General features: G+C 66.1%; 9 protein-coding genes. 3 read left to right on the top strand and 6 right to left on the bottom strand.

What is annotated here, in order from left to right:
- Positions 1–725: hypothetical protein (locus IPM60_07735; protein ID MBK8907786.1), on the bottom strand; the 725-nt coding region annotated here is incomplete at its 3' end.
- A gap of 227 nt (positions 726–952) precedes the next feature.
- On the bottom strand, positions 953–1939 hold the full coding sequence (locus tag IPM60_07730) for an ATP-binding protein (protein MBK8907785.1): 987 nt from the start codon (positions 1937–1939) through the stop codon (positions 953–955).
- Between the two features lie 890 nt (positions 1940–2829).
- Between IPM60_07730 and IPM60_07725 the strand changes: the two genes are divergently transcribed.
- Positions 2830–3861 carry a TAXI family TRAP transporter solute-binding subunit gene (locus IPM60_07725; GenBank protein MBK8907784.1) on the top strand — a complete coding sequence of 344 codons (1032 nt, stop codon included), beginning with the start codon at positions 2830–2832 and terminating at the stop codon, positions 3859–3861.
- Positions 3862–3939: 78 nt separating this feature from the next.
- Here IPM60_07725 and IPM60_07720 read toward each other — a convergent pair whose 3' ends face one another.
- The 3 genes from IPM60_07720 to IPM60_07710 all read right to left on the bottom strand — a co-directional run bounded on the left by IPM60_07720 (position 3940) and on the right by IPM60_07710 (position 9894).
- The gene (locus tag IPM60_07720) at positions 3940–5313 is read right to left on the bottom strand and encodes a hypothetical protein (GenBank protein ID MBK8907783.1); all 1374 of its coding nucleotides are present in this window, start codon (positions 5311–5313) and stop codon (positions 3940–3942) included.
- A gap of 151 nt (positions 5314–5464) precedes the next feature.
- Positions 5465–8224 (bottom strand): formate dehydrogenase subunit alpha, encoded by a 2760-nt coding sequence (gene fdhF, locus IPM60_07715; GenBank protein MBK8907782.1) that lies wholly within the window; start codon positions 8222–8224, stop codon positions 5465–5467.
- On the bottom strand, positions 8221–9894 hold the full coding sequence (locus IPM60_07710) for an NAD(P)H-dependent oxidoreductase subunit E (protein MBK8907781.1): 1674 nt from the start codon (positions 9892–9894) through the stop codon (positions 8221–8223). The genes fdhF and IPM60_07710 overlap by 4 nt, the downstream gene beginning before the upstream one ends.
- Before the next feature lie 317 nt (positions 9895–10211).
- Here IPM60_07710 and IPM60_07705 point away from each other — a divergent pair, with 317 nt between their 5' ends.
- Positions 10212–12251 (top strand): DUF3131 domain-containing protein, encoded by a 2040-nt coding sequence (locus IPM60_07705; GenBank protein MBK8907780.1) that lies wholly within the window; start codon positions 10212–10214, stop codon positions 12249–12251.
- Complete coding sequence (locus tag IPM60_07700; protein MBK8907779.1) at positions 12244–13611, top strand: beta-glucosidase; 1368 nt, start codon at positions 12244–12246, stop codon at positions 13609–13611. Before IPM60_07705 ends, IPM60_07700 begins: the two co-directional genes overlap by 8 nt.
- A gap of 12 nt (positions 13612–13623) precedes the next feature.
- Here IPM60_07700 and IPM60_07695 read toward each other — a convergent pair whose 3' ends face one another.
- The gene (locus tag IPM60_07695; protein ID MBK8907778.1) at positions 13624–17040 is read right to left on the bottom strand and encodes a glycosyl transferase; all 3417 of its coding nucleotides are present in this window, start codon (positions 17038–17040) and stop codon (positions 13624–13626) included.
- Between the last annotated feature and the right edge of the window lie 12 nt (positions 17041–17052).

Below are 17052 nucleotides of genomic sequence, written 5' to 3'. Positions count from 1 at the left end.
CGCAGATCACCCATCGCGGCGATCCCGGCGACGGGTGTCCCGTGGCCCCAAACGTCAGCCTCGCCGAGTTCGGCAGGAAACGCCTCACGCGCCACGATTGCGTCTTCGAGGAACGGGTGGTAGTTCACGCCGCTATCGAGAACGGCTATCAGAGGCAAATCCTGATCGATTGGCGCAACATCCGGAACCTGGTCAAGCGCTACGGCCACCTGTTCGTTCGCCCGAAGGTCCGGTTGTGGTGGTAAGTCTACGAAAGCCACTTGCGGGATCGATAGGAGCGGGCGGATCGCATCGCCCCTTGCCTGAATGCGAACAATAGTGATCGAGGGCCCCGTGTAGTGATCGAACATCTCACCGCCGCGGTCCTCTACAAATGCGATGATCTGTTCCGCCACCGCCCGTCGCGCCGCTTGCGGGCCGATTTCCCAAAGCTCGACGTCGACAGTGTAGAGTTCTTCGTTCTGAAAATCCGTTACTTCGGTAAAACCTTCCTCTTTCGCTCGGACACCAAGCCGATCACGTGGTGTGATCGTTCCAATGCCGCCAATGCGGTTGATAAACCCCTCGTAGCGACGTCCCGCCTGGCCCTCTGGGATAACGCCCTCATAGGCATCCAGTCGCGTGCGAAAATCCCTCAGATCGTCGTTCGAAGAGAACAGGACGAGCGTATTGTCGTCATCGGTCGCCAGAAGCGTCAGTCCGAGCCGCTCCCAATCTTCCTCCATCGGGAGGCCATGCATTTGAACACGCAGTATTAGAGATGGGTCGACGAATTGCGGGGGGCGTTGCTGCGCCCTCTGATCGGCGATTGCCTGATCGATTTCCTGGCGCACTCTGGCGCCGTGGCCGCCCCCCTGCCTTGGGACCGGAGGAGGTCTACCGGTCTTGCGTCGCTCAAACCTCTCGGGCAGACGCACCAACTGAAGGTGATTGAACTGGGGCAATTAGTTCCTCACGATTGATTGGTCAGCTTCCTTATACGCAACCGTCGCCGTTCGGCATAGCGGACCGCCTCGCGAAAATCCTTCTTTGAGATCGACTTCCGGTGGTCGAGCAAAGAAAGTTTCTTTGCCTGATTGCAGATCTTCTCTAACTCCGCGTAGGAATAGTCTGCGAGACTCTGGATAACATCTTCGACTTCAAAATCGACAGCCGTATTCTTAAACGCATTGATTACATATCTCCGGACCATTACCTCGTCAGGATGATCGAACCAGACCACTTCATCAAATCGCCGCCAGATCGCAGGATCAAGGTGGCTGTCGAGATTGGTCGCTGCAATCAAAAACCCGCCAGGCTGAATCTGATCGATAAAGATCAGTAAGCTGTTGACCACTCGACGCAACTCGCTGTGATCGTTGCCTTCCTCACGGGAACGCGCGATCGCATCGAACTCATCGAAGAACAGAACACAAGGCTGACGACGCGCGAACTCGAACGTCTTGCGAATATTTGTCGCTGTTTCGCCCAGAAAGGATGAAACTAGCCGGTCGAGTTTGACGTGAAAAAACGGCATCCCGAGCTTGCCGGCGAAAACCTCAGCACACAGCGTTTTGCCAGTCCCCGGTGGGCCACAAAACAGCAGCTTCGATCGAACCGGCAAACCATGACGTTTGATCACCTCTGCCCGCCGGAATTCTTCGATCATTCCGGAGAGTAGCCTCACGTTCTCACTGCTCAGAAGGATATCTTCGGCACGGTAACGTGGCTCGACCCGCTGGATGAACTCGTTTGCGTCATCAGGAAAAGAGATAAGACGCGTCAATCCTTTCGATTGAGGCCTAGCCGCCACGCCTTCCAACGCTTTGCGCAACGACCGGGCCAAAACGCGATTGTTCTTCTGCTCTTCTTCGTCAATGATTTGCTCCACCACGGTCCGGAACTCATCGTCACGACCGTAGCTCAGGAGCAGCTTTTTCATTAGTTCGCCGCGTGCCATCGCACTCCCTCCGCCGGCCTTGATACTACCCGGAACTTCACCGGGGGGCCACAACATATTGTGGGTCATTCATACTCCACACCAATGGTGGCCAGTTCGAAAAAGCAACCAAAACAGCCGGAAAACCCGCAAATTAGGCCAAAAACGACTTCTCCTCAGAAGGGACACCTATCGTACAACTCCGGCAGGCCTCAATTAACCGGTATTTCGAGGTGTCCAGTTAGGCTCACCAGAGGCACCGATTCGGCTCTGCTCACGCCCAAGGGAGCAGCCGACGCAAAGATCAACTGGTGGAAGCAGGAGGCATTCCAGACGGGCTCGGTGCATATCAGATCGGTTTTCCTGATACGGATCTCTGAAACAGAATTACCAATTCTGTTTCAGCTTTTCGGGCAGCGATATCGATTTAGCGTGCTTTCACAATACTACCGTATATCCGCGACACAACAATGTGAAACATAACCCGGGTCAAATGTTTCGCCTTGGGCATTCTCAATTACCCTCCTAGGGCCGTTGTGGTCGTTTGGAGCCTGAAACGCCGCAGAAGGTCTCAATCCATGTCTGCTATGTCAATTGGGATCAGACGAAGCGCTGGGACGATCAGTATTACGGCTCCGGGTCAACACCCGACCTCGCCGCATGGGACAACCGGGACGACCTCGCAACCGTTATTGCCGCCGACCCCATTCGCCCGATTCCTTTGGGGAACAGTGGCGCCCCCTGCGGGCGTGCGAATCGGGAGGCGGGGCGGGGGCTCTGCCCTGACATGGTCGCCGCGAGCCGGAGTCCGCAACGCGGGCGCAAGACGTGTGACTTGGGGGCGGCGTGGGGGATAGTATGGCGGGGTCATGCGAGCTTGAAAACGGTGTCATGAGGGGGCACGGCGGGTCATGAAACGACGGTGGGCAATACTGGCGGCATGCTTCGGGGTTCTCGGCCTGGGCGTGCTCGGCGTTGGCGGTTTCGGCTTTGCCGGAGCGGCGCAGGCGCAGGACGGAGGCCGGGTGGCGCTGCAGCTTCGCGAACAGGTCAATCAGGGCACAGTCGGCATCGTCGCGGGGGGCGTCTCCGGCACCTACATCCGCATCGCCGCCGATCTGGCCGACGTGCTGGACCGGGAGGATCAGACGCTGCGGGTGCTGGCGATCCTCGGCAAGGGCTCGGTTCAGAACATCACGGACGTGTTGTATTTGAAGGGCGTCGACGTCGCCATCGTCCAGTCGGATGTGTTGCGCTTCATGGAGAACACCCGCACCCACCCGACGATCCACGAACGCATTCGTTACATCACCAAGCTCTACAACGAGGAATTCCATTTGCTCGCCGGCGCCGACATCAGCGGCGTCGAGGATCTGGCAGGGCGCAAGGTGAACTTCGACGTCAAGGGCAGCGGCACGTTCATGACCGCGACGACAGTGTTCGAGTCCCTCGGGATCGACGTGGAGCCGACCCACTTCGATCAGGCGCTGGCGCTGGAAAAGCTGAAGGCGGGCGAGATCGACGCGCTGGTCTATGTGGCAGGCAAGCCGGCGCGCCTCTTCGCCGACGTGGGCGGCGATAGCGCCCTCCATTTCGTGCCGATCCCGCCGAGCCCGGCGCTACTCGAAACGTATCTGCCGGGGAGGCTTCGGCACGAAGACTACCCCGCGCTGATCGGCGACGGGGACGCCGTCCCGACGATCGCGGTCGGTGCAGTCATGGCCGTCTACAACTGGGATGCGCAGCATCCCCGTTACGAAAAGACAGCCACGTTCGTTCGCGGCTTTTTCGACAACATCGCGGCGTTCCGGCAGCCTCCCCGCCACCCGAAATGGCAGGATGTCAACCTTGGCGCGGAGGTCCCGGGCTGGCGGCGCTTCGCCCCGGCGGAGGACTGGCTCAACGCGAACCGCTCCGAACCCGCCGCCACTGAAGGACAATGACGGGACGCCGACGCGCGCCGCTCGATACCGCGTGACCAGACGGCGGGCGGGCCGTTGCAGGTTGCGGTCGGCGTCAGGTCATGGAGAGAGGCCGTCCAGCGCCGCTTGCGCCTCGGTTGCGCCCATGCTGATCGCCGTGCGGTACCAGCGACGGGCCTGCTCCGCGTCGCCCCGAAGGCCCACTGCCTTATGATCGGCGACGAACCTTGGGTCGTAGGTCTTTCCGGTGAGCAGGGCGGCTTCGCCGCTGCCGTTGTCGGCGGCCAGTTCGAACAGCGCACGGGCCGAGACGATATCCCCCTGAGCGAGCAGCGCCCGGCCGCGAACAATCAGCGGGCCCGGATCGAAGGCGGCCACGGCCGCCGGCGCGGCCTCAACCGGGGGAGCCGCCGGCGCGGCCTCGACCGGGGGAGTCGCCGGCGCGGCCTCAACCGGGGGAGCCGCCGGCGCGGCCTCATCCGGGGGAGTCGCCGGTTCCTGAATGTCGCGACGGTCCTCCGCCGCATCAGGAGCTTCGTGCTCGCGGCGCGCCTCCTCCTCGACCCTCCCGTCGACGGATGAGGATGGCTGATCCCTCGGCTCCGCATCATCCGCCCCGCGGCGCGACTCCTCCATTGCGGATGGCGGTTCCATCGTGGGTTCTTCCGCGCGCGGTTGATCTGCCTCGATGGCGGCGGCTGACGCCGGTCCACCGGCGCTGTCGTTGTCGCCGCTCGCGGGAGTTTCCGCTTCATCGGGCGCCGTAGGTTCGGCCCGTTGATCCTCTGCACCGTCGCCATCGTCAGTCGGCGGCACGGTTTTTTCATCTGCCGCTACCGGCCCGGTTGCCGGCTCTGCTCCCTGCTCCGCCGGTCCATCGGTATCGGCTGCCGAGGCAGCAGCGGCGTCGGCCGCACCCGGCGCCTCCTGCAGATCCGCAGACTTCGGTTCTTCCGGGCTGCCGGCGCTTCTGGACTCAGCATCAGTCGGCCCATCACCGCTCTCCGTCTGTTCGGCGTCGTCCTCCGGTGCAGGCGCCGCATCCGCCGCCGCAACCTTGCTGTCACTGGCCGGGTTCGGAACCCGTCCCTGTTCCATCGCCGCCGTCAACTCCGCGACCCGCTTCGCGACCTGGTCCTGCTGTTGTTCGTCAAGGACGTTTTCCATGCCGCGCTTGTAATAGCGGGCGCGGGCATGGCCGTTGCGGTCGGCGAGCACGAACCACGCGTAAGCGTCCAAAAGATCGTCCAAGTTCGCAGGATCGTTGAGAAGCGTCTCCCCCAGCCGGAACTGCGACGCGCCATCGCCCGCCAAAGCCTCGGCGCGCAGGACATCCCGCCCGTCAGACTGCGGATCCGCCGGTTCGGCGCGTGGCAAAGCCGCGGCCATGAGCACGAACATGACAACAAGACTTGAAAGCCACAGTGTCTTGAAGATGACGAGCCCCAGGCCGGTTTGGTACGCTCTCGACATCATTTCCCCCAAACTGGTCCCATGTCGTTGCACGGTTTCTTTTCGGATCGCCCGATTTTTGCCTCATTCATGATACGGGTCTTGACCCGAAAAACAAAGCGCGGCGACCGGCGATGGCGTCGTCTCGCACAAGAGTCCACGATCAGCGGAATTATCCCGCCGCGGCCAGTCGTTCGAGCCGCGCCGCGCAGAATTTGAACTCGGGGATCTTGCCGAGCGGATCCAGTCGTGGGTTGGTGAGCAGGTTGGCCGCGGCCTCGGCGTAGCAGAACGGCATGAACACCATGCCCTCCGCAACGTCGCCGTCGGCGCGGACCCGGGCCTCGATGGCGCCGCGGCGGGTCGACAACCGCACCGCATCGCCGGCGATGACGCCGTGCCGCGCCATTTCGTTCGGATGCAGGCTGGCGACGGCGACAGGCTCGAGCGCGTCGAGGACCGCCGCCCGGCGGCTCATGGCGCCGGTGTGCCAGTGCTCCAGCAGCCGCCCGGTGGTCAGCACCAGCGGATAGGAAGCGTCGGGCACCTCGTCCGGCGGCACCAGGTCCACCGGCACCAAGCGGCCGCGACCGCTGGCGGTCGGGAAGCCGTCGCCGAAGATGATCTCGTGGCCTGGCTCGCCTTCGTCGTCGCACGGGTAGGTGACGCTTCCGTCGCGCTCCAGTCGCTCCCAGGTAATGCCGCGGATCGACGGCATGCCCTTCCGCATCTCGGCGAACACGTCGCGCGGATGGCCATAGGTCCAGTCCAGCCCCAGCCGTCGGGCCATCTCCTGGAGGATCCACAGGTCCTGTCGGGCGTCTCCCGGCAGCGGCAGGGCGGCCCGCGCCAGTTGCACCTGGCGGTTGGTGTTGGTGAACGTCCCGGTCTTCTCGAAGAAGCTGGACGCCGGCAGCACCACGTCGGCAAGAGCCGCCGTCTCGGTGAGGAAGATGTCCTGCACCACCAGATGCTCCAGCGCCGCCAGCCCCTCGCGGGCGTGGCGGGCGTCCGGATCGGACATCGCCGGGTTCTCGCCCATGATATACATGCCCTTGATGACGCGATCGTAGGCGGCATTGATGATCTCGACGACGGTGAGGCCACGCGTCCCGTCCAGTTCCGCGCTCCACAACTCTTCGTAGAAGCGCCGGGTTTCGAGGTCCTCCACCGACTTGTAGTCCGGGTAGACCATCGGAATGAGGCCGACGTCGGAGGCGCCCTGGACGTTGTTCTGACCGCGGAGCGGATGCAAGCCGGTGCCGGGGCGGCCGACCTGGCCGGTGATCAGCGCCAGCGCGATCAGGCAGCGGGCGTTGTCGGTGCCGTGCACGTGCTGCGAGATGCCCATGCCCCAGAACAGGATGGAGCGCTTCGCCGTTGCGTAGAGACGCGCCACCGTGCGGATGGTCTCGGCGGCGATGCCGCAGACGGCCGCCATCGTCTCCGGCGCGAACGCAGCGACGCGCGCCTTAAGTTCGTCGAATCCCTCCGTGAAGCCGGCGACGTACTGCGCGTCTGCCAGTCCCTCCTCGATGATGGCGTGGATCATCGCCGACAAGAGCGCAACGTCGGTTCCGGGCCGAACCTGCAGCACGTGGTCGGCATGCCGGGACAGGCCCTGGCGGCGGGCGTCGATGACGATCAGCTTGGCGCCGCGCTTGACGGCGTTCTTGATGAACGTCGCGGCAACCGGGTGGTTCTGGGCCGGCCGGGCGCCGATGACGACGATGACGTCGGCGTCCGCCGCAGCGGTGAACGGCGCGCTGACCGCGGCGGAGCCGATCCCCTCCATCAGGGCGGCGACCGACGAAGCGTGGCAGAGGCGCGTGCAGTGGTCGACATTGTTGGTGCCGAAGCCGACCCGCACCAGCTTCTGGAACAGATACGCCTCCTCGTTGGAGCCCTTGGCCGAGCCGAACCCGGCCAAGGCGGCGGGACCGTCGCGATCCCGGATGCGGCTGAGACCGGCGGCGGCGCGCTCGAGCGCCTCCTCCCAGGTCGCTTCGCGGAAGTGGATCAGCGGATGCCCGGCGTCGGTGGTGGCCGACGGGTCCTTGCCGACGCCGTCGCGGCGGATCAGCGGCCGCGTGAGCCGATGCGGGTGCGCGCCATAGTCGAAACCGAAGCGGCCCTTGACGCACAGCCGGTTGCGGTTGGCCGGGCCGTCGCGGCCGTCGGCGGCGATGATGGCATCGTCGCGGACATGGTAGGTGACCTGGCAGCCGACGCCGCACCAGGGACAGAGCGAGTCGATGGAGCGGTCGGCGCGCGCGGTTCGCAGCCCGGCGGCGTCGACGAGGTTCGCGGGCATCAGGGCGCCGGTCGGGCAGGCCTGGACGCATTCGCCGCAGGCGACGCAGGTGCTGTCGCCCATGGGGTCACCGAAGTCGAACGCCACACGGGCGTGGTGGTTGCGCCCGGCCATGCCGATGACGTCGTTGACCTGCACCTCCCGGCAGGCGCGAACGCACAAGGTGCAATGGATGCAGGCGTCGAGGTGCACCGCCATGGCGGGGTGCGAGCGATCCGGAGCCGGGCGGAGGCGCGGGCGGAAGCGGCTGGAGGCGAGCCCGGCCTCCCCCGCCCACCGCCAGAACAGGGAGTCCGGATCGTGAGCCTGGTCAAGTGCCGGCTGGTCGGCCATGAGCAGTTCGAGCACCATCCGCCGGGCCGTCCGGGCCCGTTCCGAGTTGGTGGAGACGACCATGCCGGGCGTCGGCTTGCGGAGGCATGACGGCGCCAGCACCCGCTCTCCCTCGATTTCCACCATGCAGGCGCGGCAGTTGCCGTCCGGCCGGTAGTCCGGCGCGTCGCGGTGGCAGAGGTGCGGAATGACGGCGCCGCGGCGCCTGGCCACCTGCCAGATCGTCTCCCCCGCCTCCGCCTCGACGTCGACGCCGTCGAGAAGAAATCGCAGCGGCGCGGTCATCGAGCCACCTCCTCCCCGAAGAAGCGCAGCGCGCTCAGAACCGGGTTCGGCGCCGCCTGCCCGAGCCCGCAGATGGACGCATCGCGCATCGCCTGGCTCAACTCCCGGATCAGCGCCGTGTCCCACACCGGCGCGTTGATCAGCGCCAGCATCTTTTCGCAGCCGACCCGGCACGGCGTGCACTGGCCGCAGCTCTCGTCCTCGAAGAAGCGGAGCAGGTTGGCGGCGACCGGCCGAATGTCGTCCCGGTCGGACAGGATGATCACCGCGGCGGAGCCGACGAAGCAGCCGTGCGGCTCCAGATGTCCGAAATCCAGAGGCAGATCGGCCAGTTCCGCCGGCAATATCCCGCCGGAGGCGCCGCCTGGGAGGTAGGCCTTGAAGGCGTGGCCCGGCAGCATGCCGCCGGCGCGTTCCTCCACAAGCTGCCGCGCCGTAACCGCCGCCGGCGCCACCACGACGCCGGGGCGCGCGACCCGCCCCGACACCGAATAAAGGCGCGGCCGCCCGGCACGCTGGTAGGCCTCCGCTCCCTGTTCGAGGATCTCCCGCAGCCAGAACAGGGTCTCGACGTTGTGGATCAGGGTCGGGCGGCCGTTGAGGCCGCGCTCGGCCGGGAACGGCGGCCGGTTGCGGGGCAGGCCGCGCTTGCCCTCCAGGCTCTCCAGCATCGCCGACTCCTCGCCGCAGATGTAGGCGCCGGCGCCCCGCCGCAGATGGATGGCTACTCCGTTTGCGAGACCCGCGGCGCGGACCTTGTCGATTTCCACCGGGAGCACGGCGTGGGCCTGGGCGTATTCGTCGCGAACGTAGATGTAGATCTCTTCCGCTTCCACCGCCCAGGCGGCGATGAGCGCCCCCTCGATGAGACGGTGCGGATCGGTATCGAGACACCAGCGGTCCTTGAAGGTTCCCGGCTCGCCCTCGTCGGCATTCACGGCGAGCACACGCGGCTTCGGCGCGCCCTGCAGGAACCGCCACTTGCGGCCGGCGGGAAAGCCGGCGCCGCCGAGGCCGCGGAGACCAGACGCCTCGACCTCGGCCAGCAACGCGTCCCGCGAGCGTTGCCCGCTGATCGCGGCGCGCATTACCCGATAGCCGCCGCCGGCGCCATAGGCGTCGAAGCTCCGGTACGCCGGAATTTCCGGATCGGTGCGACCAGCCATGACGGCCGCGTGCACCGCATCGGCGCGGGCGCAGGCGACTTGGCGTTTGCCGACCACCGCCACCGGCGCCCGGTCGCAGGCGCCGACGCACGGCGCCTCGACAATCCGCACGCCGCCGCCGAGGCCGGCGCAGTCCTGCCGCAGCCGCTGTGCCCCGGCCATCTCGCAGACCAAGCCCATGCAGACGCGCACCGTGAGCGGTGGTGGCGCGCTCTCTCCCTCCTTGATCACGTCGAAGTGGGCGTAGAACGTCGCCACCTCGTAGATCTCCGCCTGCGCAAGCCCCATGTCGTGGGCGAGGGCGGCGAGGTGGCCGGCCGAGATGTGGCCGAATCGATCCTGAATCCGATGCAGAAACTCGATCAGCAGGTCGCGCCGTCGCGGCCGATCGCCGAGCAGAGCGCGGACCTCGGCGAGGCGGCCGGGTTCGACCTGCCGTCCCTTGGGAAAGAAGGGCGAGCGTCGGCGGGTGTTCGCAGTGTTTGCCGTTGCCGGGCCGGTCATGACGATATCATCGTTATAGCCTTGCTGCCGTTCACTTTGTCATCAGTACCGATGTGAGCGCAACCGGCCATCGCGGCAGCAGGAAGAGGTTTCGCGGCGTGAACGCCAGCGGCGTCTCTCATGTGACGATGTCCCTGCCCTCCCCCTGCAACTCAGGTCTGCACACTCATCGCAGGTGGAACCTCCCAGATATGGTAGTTTCTCGGCGGCAGTTCCGACCCGCAAATTGCTCGCGGCCATGACGGCGGTATGGACGCGAGGTGCGGGATATGGATGTGACGGAATGTGGTTGCGGGCGTAAGGAGTGGCGGCGAGCGATGAAGCGTCTGGTGTTCTTCATTGCTCTGGGATGGAGTTTCCTCGGCGCGTTTGCGGCGTACGCTGCAAGTGCTTCTTCTTCTAACAGGGCCATGCAGCCGCGCCTCGTTGTTCACGATTTTGATCAAGATGAGCTGGCCAATCGCCTCGGCGGTCAGACGACCGCCTGGGCCCGCGGCCCGGCCATATCCACCGTCGGCCTCGCCGCGGGCTCTGATCCGGCGGGCGGCGGCGCGCTGCGCATCGCCTATGCATTCGCCGAAGGGTCCCGATCCCAGGCGGGCGCCAGCACCTTCCTCGCCGGTCTGGATGCGTCGAACTACGATCACCTGCAGTTCCGCATCAAAGGCGACGCGGCGAGCGGGTATGCCGAATCGCTCAAGGCGGGTTTCCTCAAGCCCGAGAAAATGCGCCGCGCCGGAATGCTGCAGAGCGGCAGCGTCGTCGTCTCCGACCTCAGCGAGAACTGGCGGCACGTCACCGTTCCCTTGAACGAGATGAACGGGATCGGCGACTGGAGCGACCTGCAGGAGTTTCGGGTCACCCTGGATTCGCGCAGGCCGGGACCTCGGCAGGGCGCGGTGCTGATCGACGACATCGCCCTCGTCAAGACCGGGCACCCGGGCCCGTCGGCCAGCGATCCGGTCATCCCGGCGCGGAAGGCGGCGATCGAGCGGGAGATCGGCGATCCGAAGGCATTTCGCCGCCAGATCCACGGCCGGCTCAACGGCTGGCCTGACCGACTGCTCGCCGAGCTGGATCAGCCTGCAGACGACCGCGCCCTTCTGCTGCGCATCGCCCGCGACACCTGGACGGGATTGCATGCTTTGACCGACCGGGAGCACGGGTTGCCGCTGGACACCGTCGCCTTTCCGGCCAAGACCGTCGACCCCGAGCGGTCCCGCATCGGCGATTACACCAACGTCACCAACATCGGCGTCTACCTGATGGCCATCGCCGCCGCCGCCGAACTGGAGTTCATCAGCCGCGAGGAAGCGGAGGCGATACTGAACCGCACGCTCTCGACCCTGGAGAAGCTGGAGACGTTCCGCGGCTTTTTCTACAATTACTACGACACCACGACCCTGGAGCGGACCAGCAATTTCATTTCGTCCATCGACTCAGCGTGGCTGACAGCCGGGCTGATGGTGGCGCGCTCCGCTTTTCCCAGCGTCCACGACCGCGCGACGCGGCTGATCGAGCAGGCGGATTTCGGGTGGCTGTACGACGACGTCGAGCAGCTCCTGTCGCACGGCTTCTACGTCAATCTGAATGGGCCGTCCGAGTATCACTATGGGCTGGTCTACACCGAGGCGCGGCTGGCCAGCCTGATCGCCATCGGCAAGGGCGATGTGCCCAGGGAACACTGGTACCGGCTCAATCGCACCCTCGATCCGACGGACTACGCATGGCAGTCGATGATGCCCGTGGCCCGCACCACCAAGCACGCCGGCGGCGTCAAGTATCTCGGCGGCTATTATGAAAGCGGCGCCATCCGCTACGTGCCGTCGTGGGGCGGCAGCATGTTCGAAGCGCTGATGCCGACGCTGGTGGTCGATGAGCAGGATTTGGCGCCGTTCAGCTTCGGCCTCAACAATGGTCGCCACGTGGCGCTCCACCGACAGTACGCGCTCGACGTCCTCGACTATCCGGTGTGGGGCATGTCGCCCAGCTCGCGCGTCGACAGCGATGCCTACGGCGAATACGGGGTCGCCACCCTCGGCAGCGCGGGCTACGCCGCCGGTGTCGTTACGCCGCACGCATCGGCGCTGGCGCTGGTTGTCGATCCCGAGCCGGCCATCGCCAACCTGCGCCGGCTGGCCGACCTCTACGACGTATACGGAGACTTCGGCTTCTACGACGCCGTCGATCCGAAGACCGGGCGCGTCGCCTACAAGTACCTCGCCCTCGACCAGGCGATGATCTTTCTCGCCATCACCAACTACCTGCGGGACGGCGCGGTGCAACGCTATTTCGCCGCCGACCCGGTGGCGGCCAACGTGTTGCCGATGCTCGGCGAAGAGAGATTTTTTGAGTAGGCCGCAAGACGCTCCGGCTTTTCCTCCGGGTTTCCTCTGGGGCGCGGCCACATCGGCCTACCAGATCGAGGGCGCACCGCTCGCCGACGGCGCTGGCCCCAGCATCTGGCACCACTTTACCCACACACCCGGTACCACGGTCGACGGCGACACCGGCGACGTCGCCTGCGACCACTACCACCTGTACCATGGCGACATCGCGCTGATGCAGCGTCTCGGCCTGCAGGCGTACCGCTTCAGCGTGTCGTGGAGCCGGGTGTTGCCGGCGGGAACCGGCCCGGTGAACAAGGCCGGCGTCGGATTCTACGACCGCCTCGTCGATGGTCTGCTCGCTGCCGGCATTCAGCCGATGGCGACGCTCTATCACTGGGATCTGCCGGCCGCTCTCGATCACCGCGGCGGCTGGCTCAACCCGGACATCGCGCAGTGGTTCGCGGACTACGCGGAGGTGCTGTTCCGGGCTCTCGACGATCGCGTGCGGTTCTGGGTCACCCTCAACGAGCCATGGGTTGTCTGTGACGCGGGCTACCTGCACGGCGTGCATGCGCCCGGTCATCGCAGCGCATTCGAGCCGGTGCTGGCCTCCCGGAACCTGTTGCGTGCTCACGGCGAGGCGGTCCGCCGCTACAGGGCGATCGGCAAGCAGCGCATCGGCATCGCCGTCAACCTGGAGCCTAAAATGCCGGCGACGGATCATGATGCCGACATGGCCGCGTTTCGCCGCGCCGACGGCTATGTCAACCGTCAGTTCCTCGATCCGATCTTCTTCGGCCGGTACCCGGACGAGATGCGGGAGATCTTCCCGGAAGGCTGGGTCGAGCCTTCGCAGGCGGACGCGGACCTGTTTCGCGAGCCCATCGACTTTCTCGGGATCAACTATTATTCGCGCGCCGTGGTGCGGCACGATCCCTCGTGCTGGCCGGTCGGCGCCCGCCCCGTGCGTCAGGACGCCTCGGCCCACACGGCGCTGGACTGGGAAATCTACCCGCAGGGGCTCCGCGACATCCTGATCCGGATCAAGAGCCGCTACGGCGACATACCGCTCTACGTGACCGAGAATGGCGCTGCGTTCGACGATCCCGATCCGGTCGGCGGCATCGTCGACGATGCGCCGCGCTGCGACTACCTTCGCGATCATCTTCTCGCCGCCCACGACGCCATCCGCCACGGGGTCGATCTGCGCGGCTATTTCGCGTGGTCTCTGCTGGACAACCTGGAGTGGGCGTGGGGCTTCTCGAAGCGGTTCGGCCTGGTGCATGTGGATTTCGCCACCCAGCAACGCACCATCAAGGCCAGCGGCCGCCTTTATGCAGACATGATCCAAAGCAAAGGCGGTTGCCTCCGCGGCTTGTCCACCTGACAGCGCTGTACGCTACTCAACGGTGACCGTTACGACATGCAGCAGACCGTCATTCTGGCAGCAAAATCGAATCTTATCATCGTCGGCATCAATCTTCCGGCCGTCCAGAACCACGGCCGAGACGGTTTCGTCCCTGCGGTTCGGTCCGCTTACCACATGGACTTCGTAGACCGTATGGCCGTCGGGGCACCGGTAGCGCAGTTCGAAACCCGGCCAGGTGTGCGGCAGACGCGGCGTCATCACCAAGTAATCGCCTTCGATTGCAACACCCAGGATGCACTGAAGCGTGACCTGGTACATCCAGCCGGCGGCGCCGGTGTACCATGTCCAGCCGCCGCGTCCGACGTGGGGCGCGGCGCCGTAGACGTCGGCAGCCACCACGTAGGGTTCCACCATATAGACGTCGGCGTCCTTTCGCGTCGCGGCGTGGCTGACCGGGCTCAGCATCTCGAGAAGCTCGGCGGCGCGGTCGGGGCGGCCGGCTTCCGCCATCGCCTGCACCACCCACATCGCCGCGTGGGTGTACTGTCCGCCGTTTTCCCGGACACCGGCCACATAGCCCTTGATATAGCCCGGGTCGTGGGGGGTGTGCTCGAACGGCGGCGTGAGCAGGCGAATGAGCCGATCCTGATCGGAAATCAGGTGCGTTTCCAGAGCGTCCAGCGCCTGCTCGCCGCGATCCCGCGGGGCGGCGCCGGAAATCACCGCCCAAGCCTGCGCGAGCGCGTCGATCCGGCACTCGTCCCCGGCCGCCGAGCCGAGCGGGGCGCCGTCGTCGTAATACGCGCGCCGATACCAGCCGCCATCCCACCCGGCGTCGTTGAGGGCGTTGGCCAGTCGCGTACGATAGGCCTCGTACGCTTCCGCGCGGCGGGCGTCACCCCGCTGCCGGCAGAACGGCAGGAACCGGTGGAGGATCTGGTAGAGAAAGAACCCGAGCCAGACACTCTCGCCGCGGCCTTCGCGACCGACCCGGTTCATGCCGTCGTTCCAGTCGCCGGTGCCCATCAGTGGCAGCCCGTGCGCCCCCGCGGTCAGGGACCGATCCAACGCCCGGCAGCAGTGCTCGTAGAGGCTGGCCGAGCGGTCGCTGACGGTCGGCTGCAGGTATACCTCGTCGGCGCCGTCCTCCAGCGGCGGTGCGGTCATGAACGGCACCGCCTCGTCGAGGATATCGTATTCGCCAATCGCCTCGATGTAGGACGCGGTGATGAACGGCAGCCACAGGAGGTCGTCGGCAAAGCGGGTGCGCATGCCGCGGCTCAGCGGCGGGTGCCACCAATGCAGCACATCGCCCTCCTCGAACTGATGGGCGGCGTGCAACAGGATCTGCTTGCGGGTCAAGTCGGGCCGAACGGAAACGAGTGCAGCGGAGTCTTGCAGTTGGTCGCGAAACCCATAGGCGCCGCCCGACTGATAGAACGCCGAGCGCGCCCAAAGGCGGCAACTTATGACCTGGTAGAGGAGCCAGCCGTTGGCCATCACGTCGACGGCCGGCACCGGCGTCTTCACCTGCACCACGGTTAGAGTGTCGCTCCAGAACTGCTTCACGTTGTTGAGTGCGGTATCGATGGCGCCCGCCTCGCGGTAGCGGCGCACCAGCGCCCGCGCCGCCTCCACATCCTCGGCTTCCCCGAGCAGAAACGTGCACGCCTCGCTGCCGCCGGCCGCCAGCGCCACCGGGACGTGCCACGCAAAGCACGGATCGGCCTGCTCTCCGGAGCGGCCGTCCAGGCCGGTCTCGCGCATCACCGCCGCCGGCCGCTCGGGCGAGCCGAAGCGGCCGATGAACGACGCGCGGTCGGTGGTCATCGTCGCCCCGCCCGCCGCCGACGCGACCACGGCGGCGAACGCCACTCGTTCCGCGAAATCCGCGCGGGCGGGCGAGGACGCCATCAGGGCGCCGGTCTCCTCGTCCCGCCAGGTCCGGGCCACGGGCTCTTCGGGGTCGTCCTGGTCAACTGACTGATCGCCGAGCACCAGCCGGAAATAGGCGAAGACGCTCAGCCGCCGGTTCCGCTCGTCGTCGTGGTTGCCGAGGGTAAGGCGGATGATCTTCACCGGGTCTTCGAGCGGAACGAACATCAGGACGCGCTGGTGCAGGTCTGCGCAGGTTTGGATGTAACGGCAGGTGCCGAAGCCATAGCGGACGGTGGACGGGGCTCCGCTGGCCGCTGGACCCGGCAGCGGCGACCAGAAAGCGCCGGCGTCCTCGTCACGCAGATAGAGGGCTTCGCCGTACGGATCGGACACCGGATCGTTGAACCAGGGGGTCAGCCGGTTGAGCCGGCTGTTGACCGCCCACGTGAATCCGGCGCCGCTCTCGGAGGCGATGAACCCGAACATTTCATTGGCAACCACGTGTGTCCACGGCAGCGGGGGTCGCTGCTCCGGGCCGACACGGATGACGTATTCACGGCCGTCCCTGGTAAACCCGCCGTAGCCGTTGTCGAACATCAGGTCGCCGGCGCCCGGCCACGCTGCCTCGACCGACGGCGACGGAGCGAGCGGGGCGAAGCGGGGGGTTGCCGCCGGTACGCCCTCCCACTCCTCCACGGGCGGTTGGTCCGGCGGCGGGTCTGCGGCCGCCCCGGGCAAGCTCATGAATGCGGCGTCGACATCCGCCGGCGTTCGGTAGCGATCGACGATGTCTTCGGCCGCGACACGCGACGTGACGGCCGCCAGCCCGATGGCGAAAGTGCGGGACTCTCCCGGCTCGATCGCAAGGGTCGTTCGGAGCGCGAACACGGGGTCAAGGACGTTGCCGACGGTTCCCGATAGTGGCCCTCCTTCGGTTACCGCGCGCGGATTTGCGGCGGTGCGTCCGCGCCCGATGAAGCGCAGCCGGTCTGTTTCATGCTCGATGCCGCCAGGCGGACCCCCCGCCGCCGCCAGCCAGGACACCGCTCCGACCACCGCGTCGTCCGCTCCGCGGGGCCGCCGCAAGGCGATCAGCGCGGCGCGCTCCGCGTCCCACGCCGTCTGCACGAACAGCTTGGAGAACACTGGATGGGAGGCGTGCGCGGCTGGCGGCGCCAACACCAACTCCGCATAGCCGGTGACATCCAGGCGTCGGGCGCGGTCGCTGCGGTTGGTGATGGTATAGCGGCGGAGTTCGACCGGGTCAGCGGCTGTGACGCACAGTTCCATGACAGTGTCGACGCCGTCGTCGGACCGGCGGATTTCCACCCGCTCCGGGCTGAGCCGGGTTCGATAGCGCTCCGCGCCGGCGCCGGCCGGCTGGCGACCGATGGACCACAAGGCGCCGCTATCGAGATCCCGAATATAGAGGACCTGAGCGTCCCGATCCTCGATGCGGTCGCCGGACCAGCGGGTCAGTGCGATGTCGCCGCACGCGGCGTATCCCGTCCCGGCGCGCGAAATGTGCGTCGTGAACCGGCCGTTGCTGAGCTTGTGGAAGCTGGACATCCCGACCTGTGA

The organism is Rhodospirillales bacterium, assembly GCA_016710335.1.
GTDB lineage: Bacteria > Pseudomonadota > Alphaproteobacteria > Rhodospirillales > Defluviicoccaceae > JADJXQ01.
The sequence above is the reverse complement of the archived record's forward strand: the minus strand, read 5'-3'. Positions and strand labels throughout refer to the sequence as shown.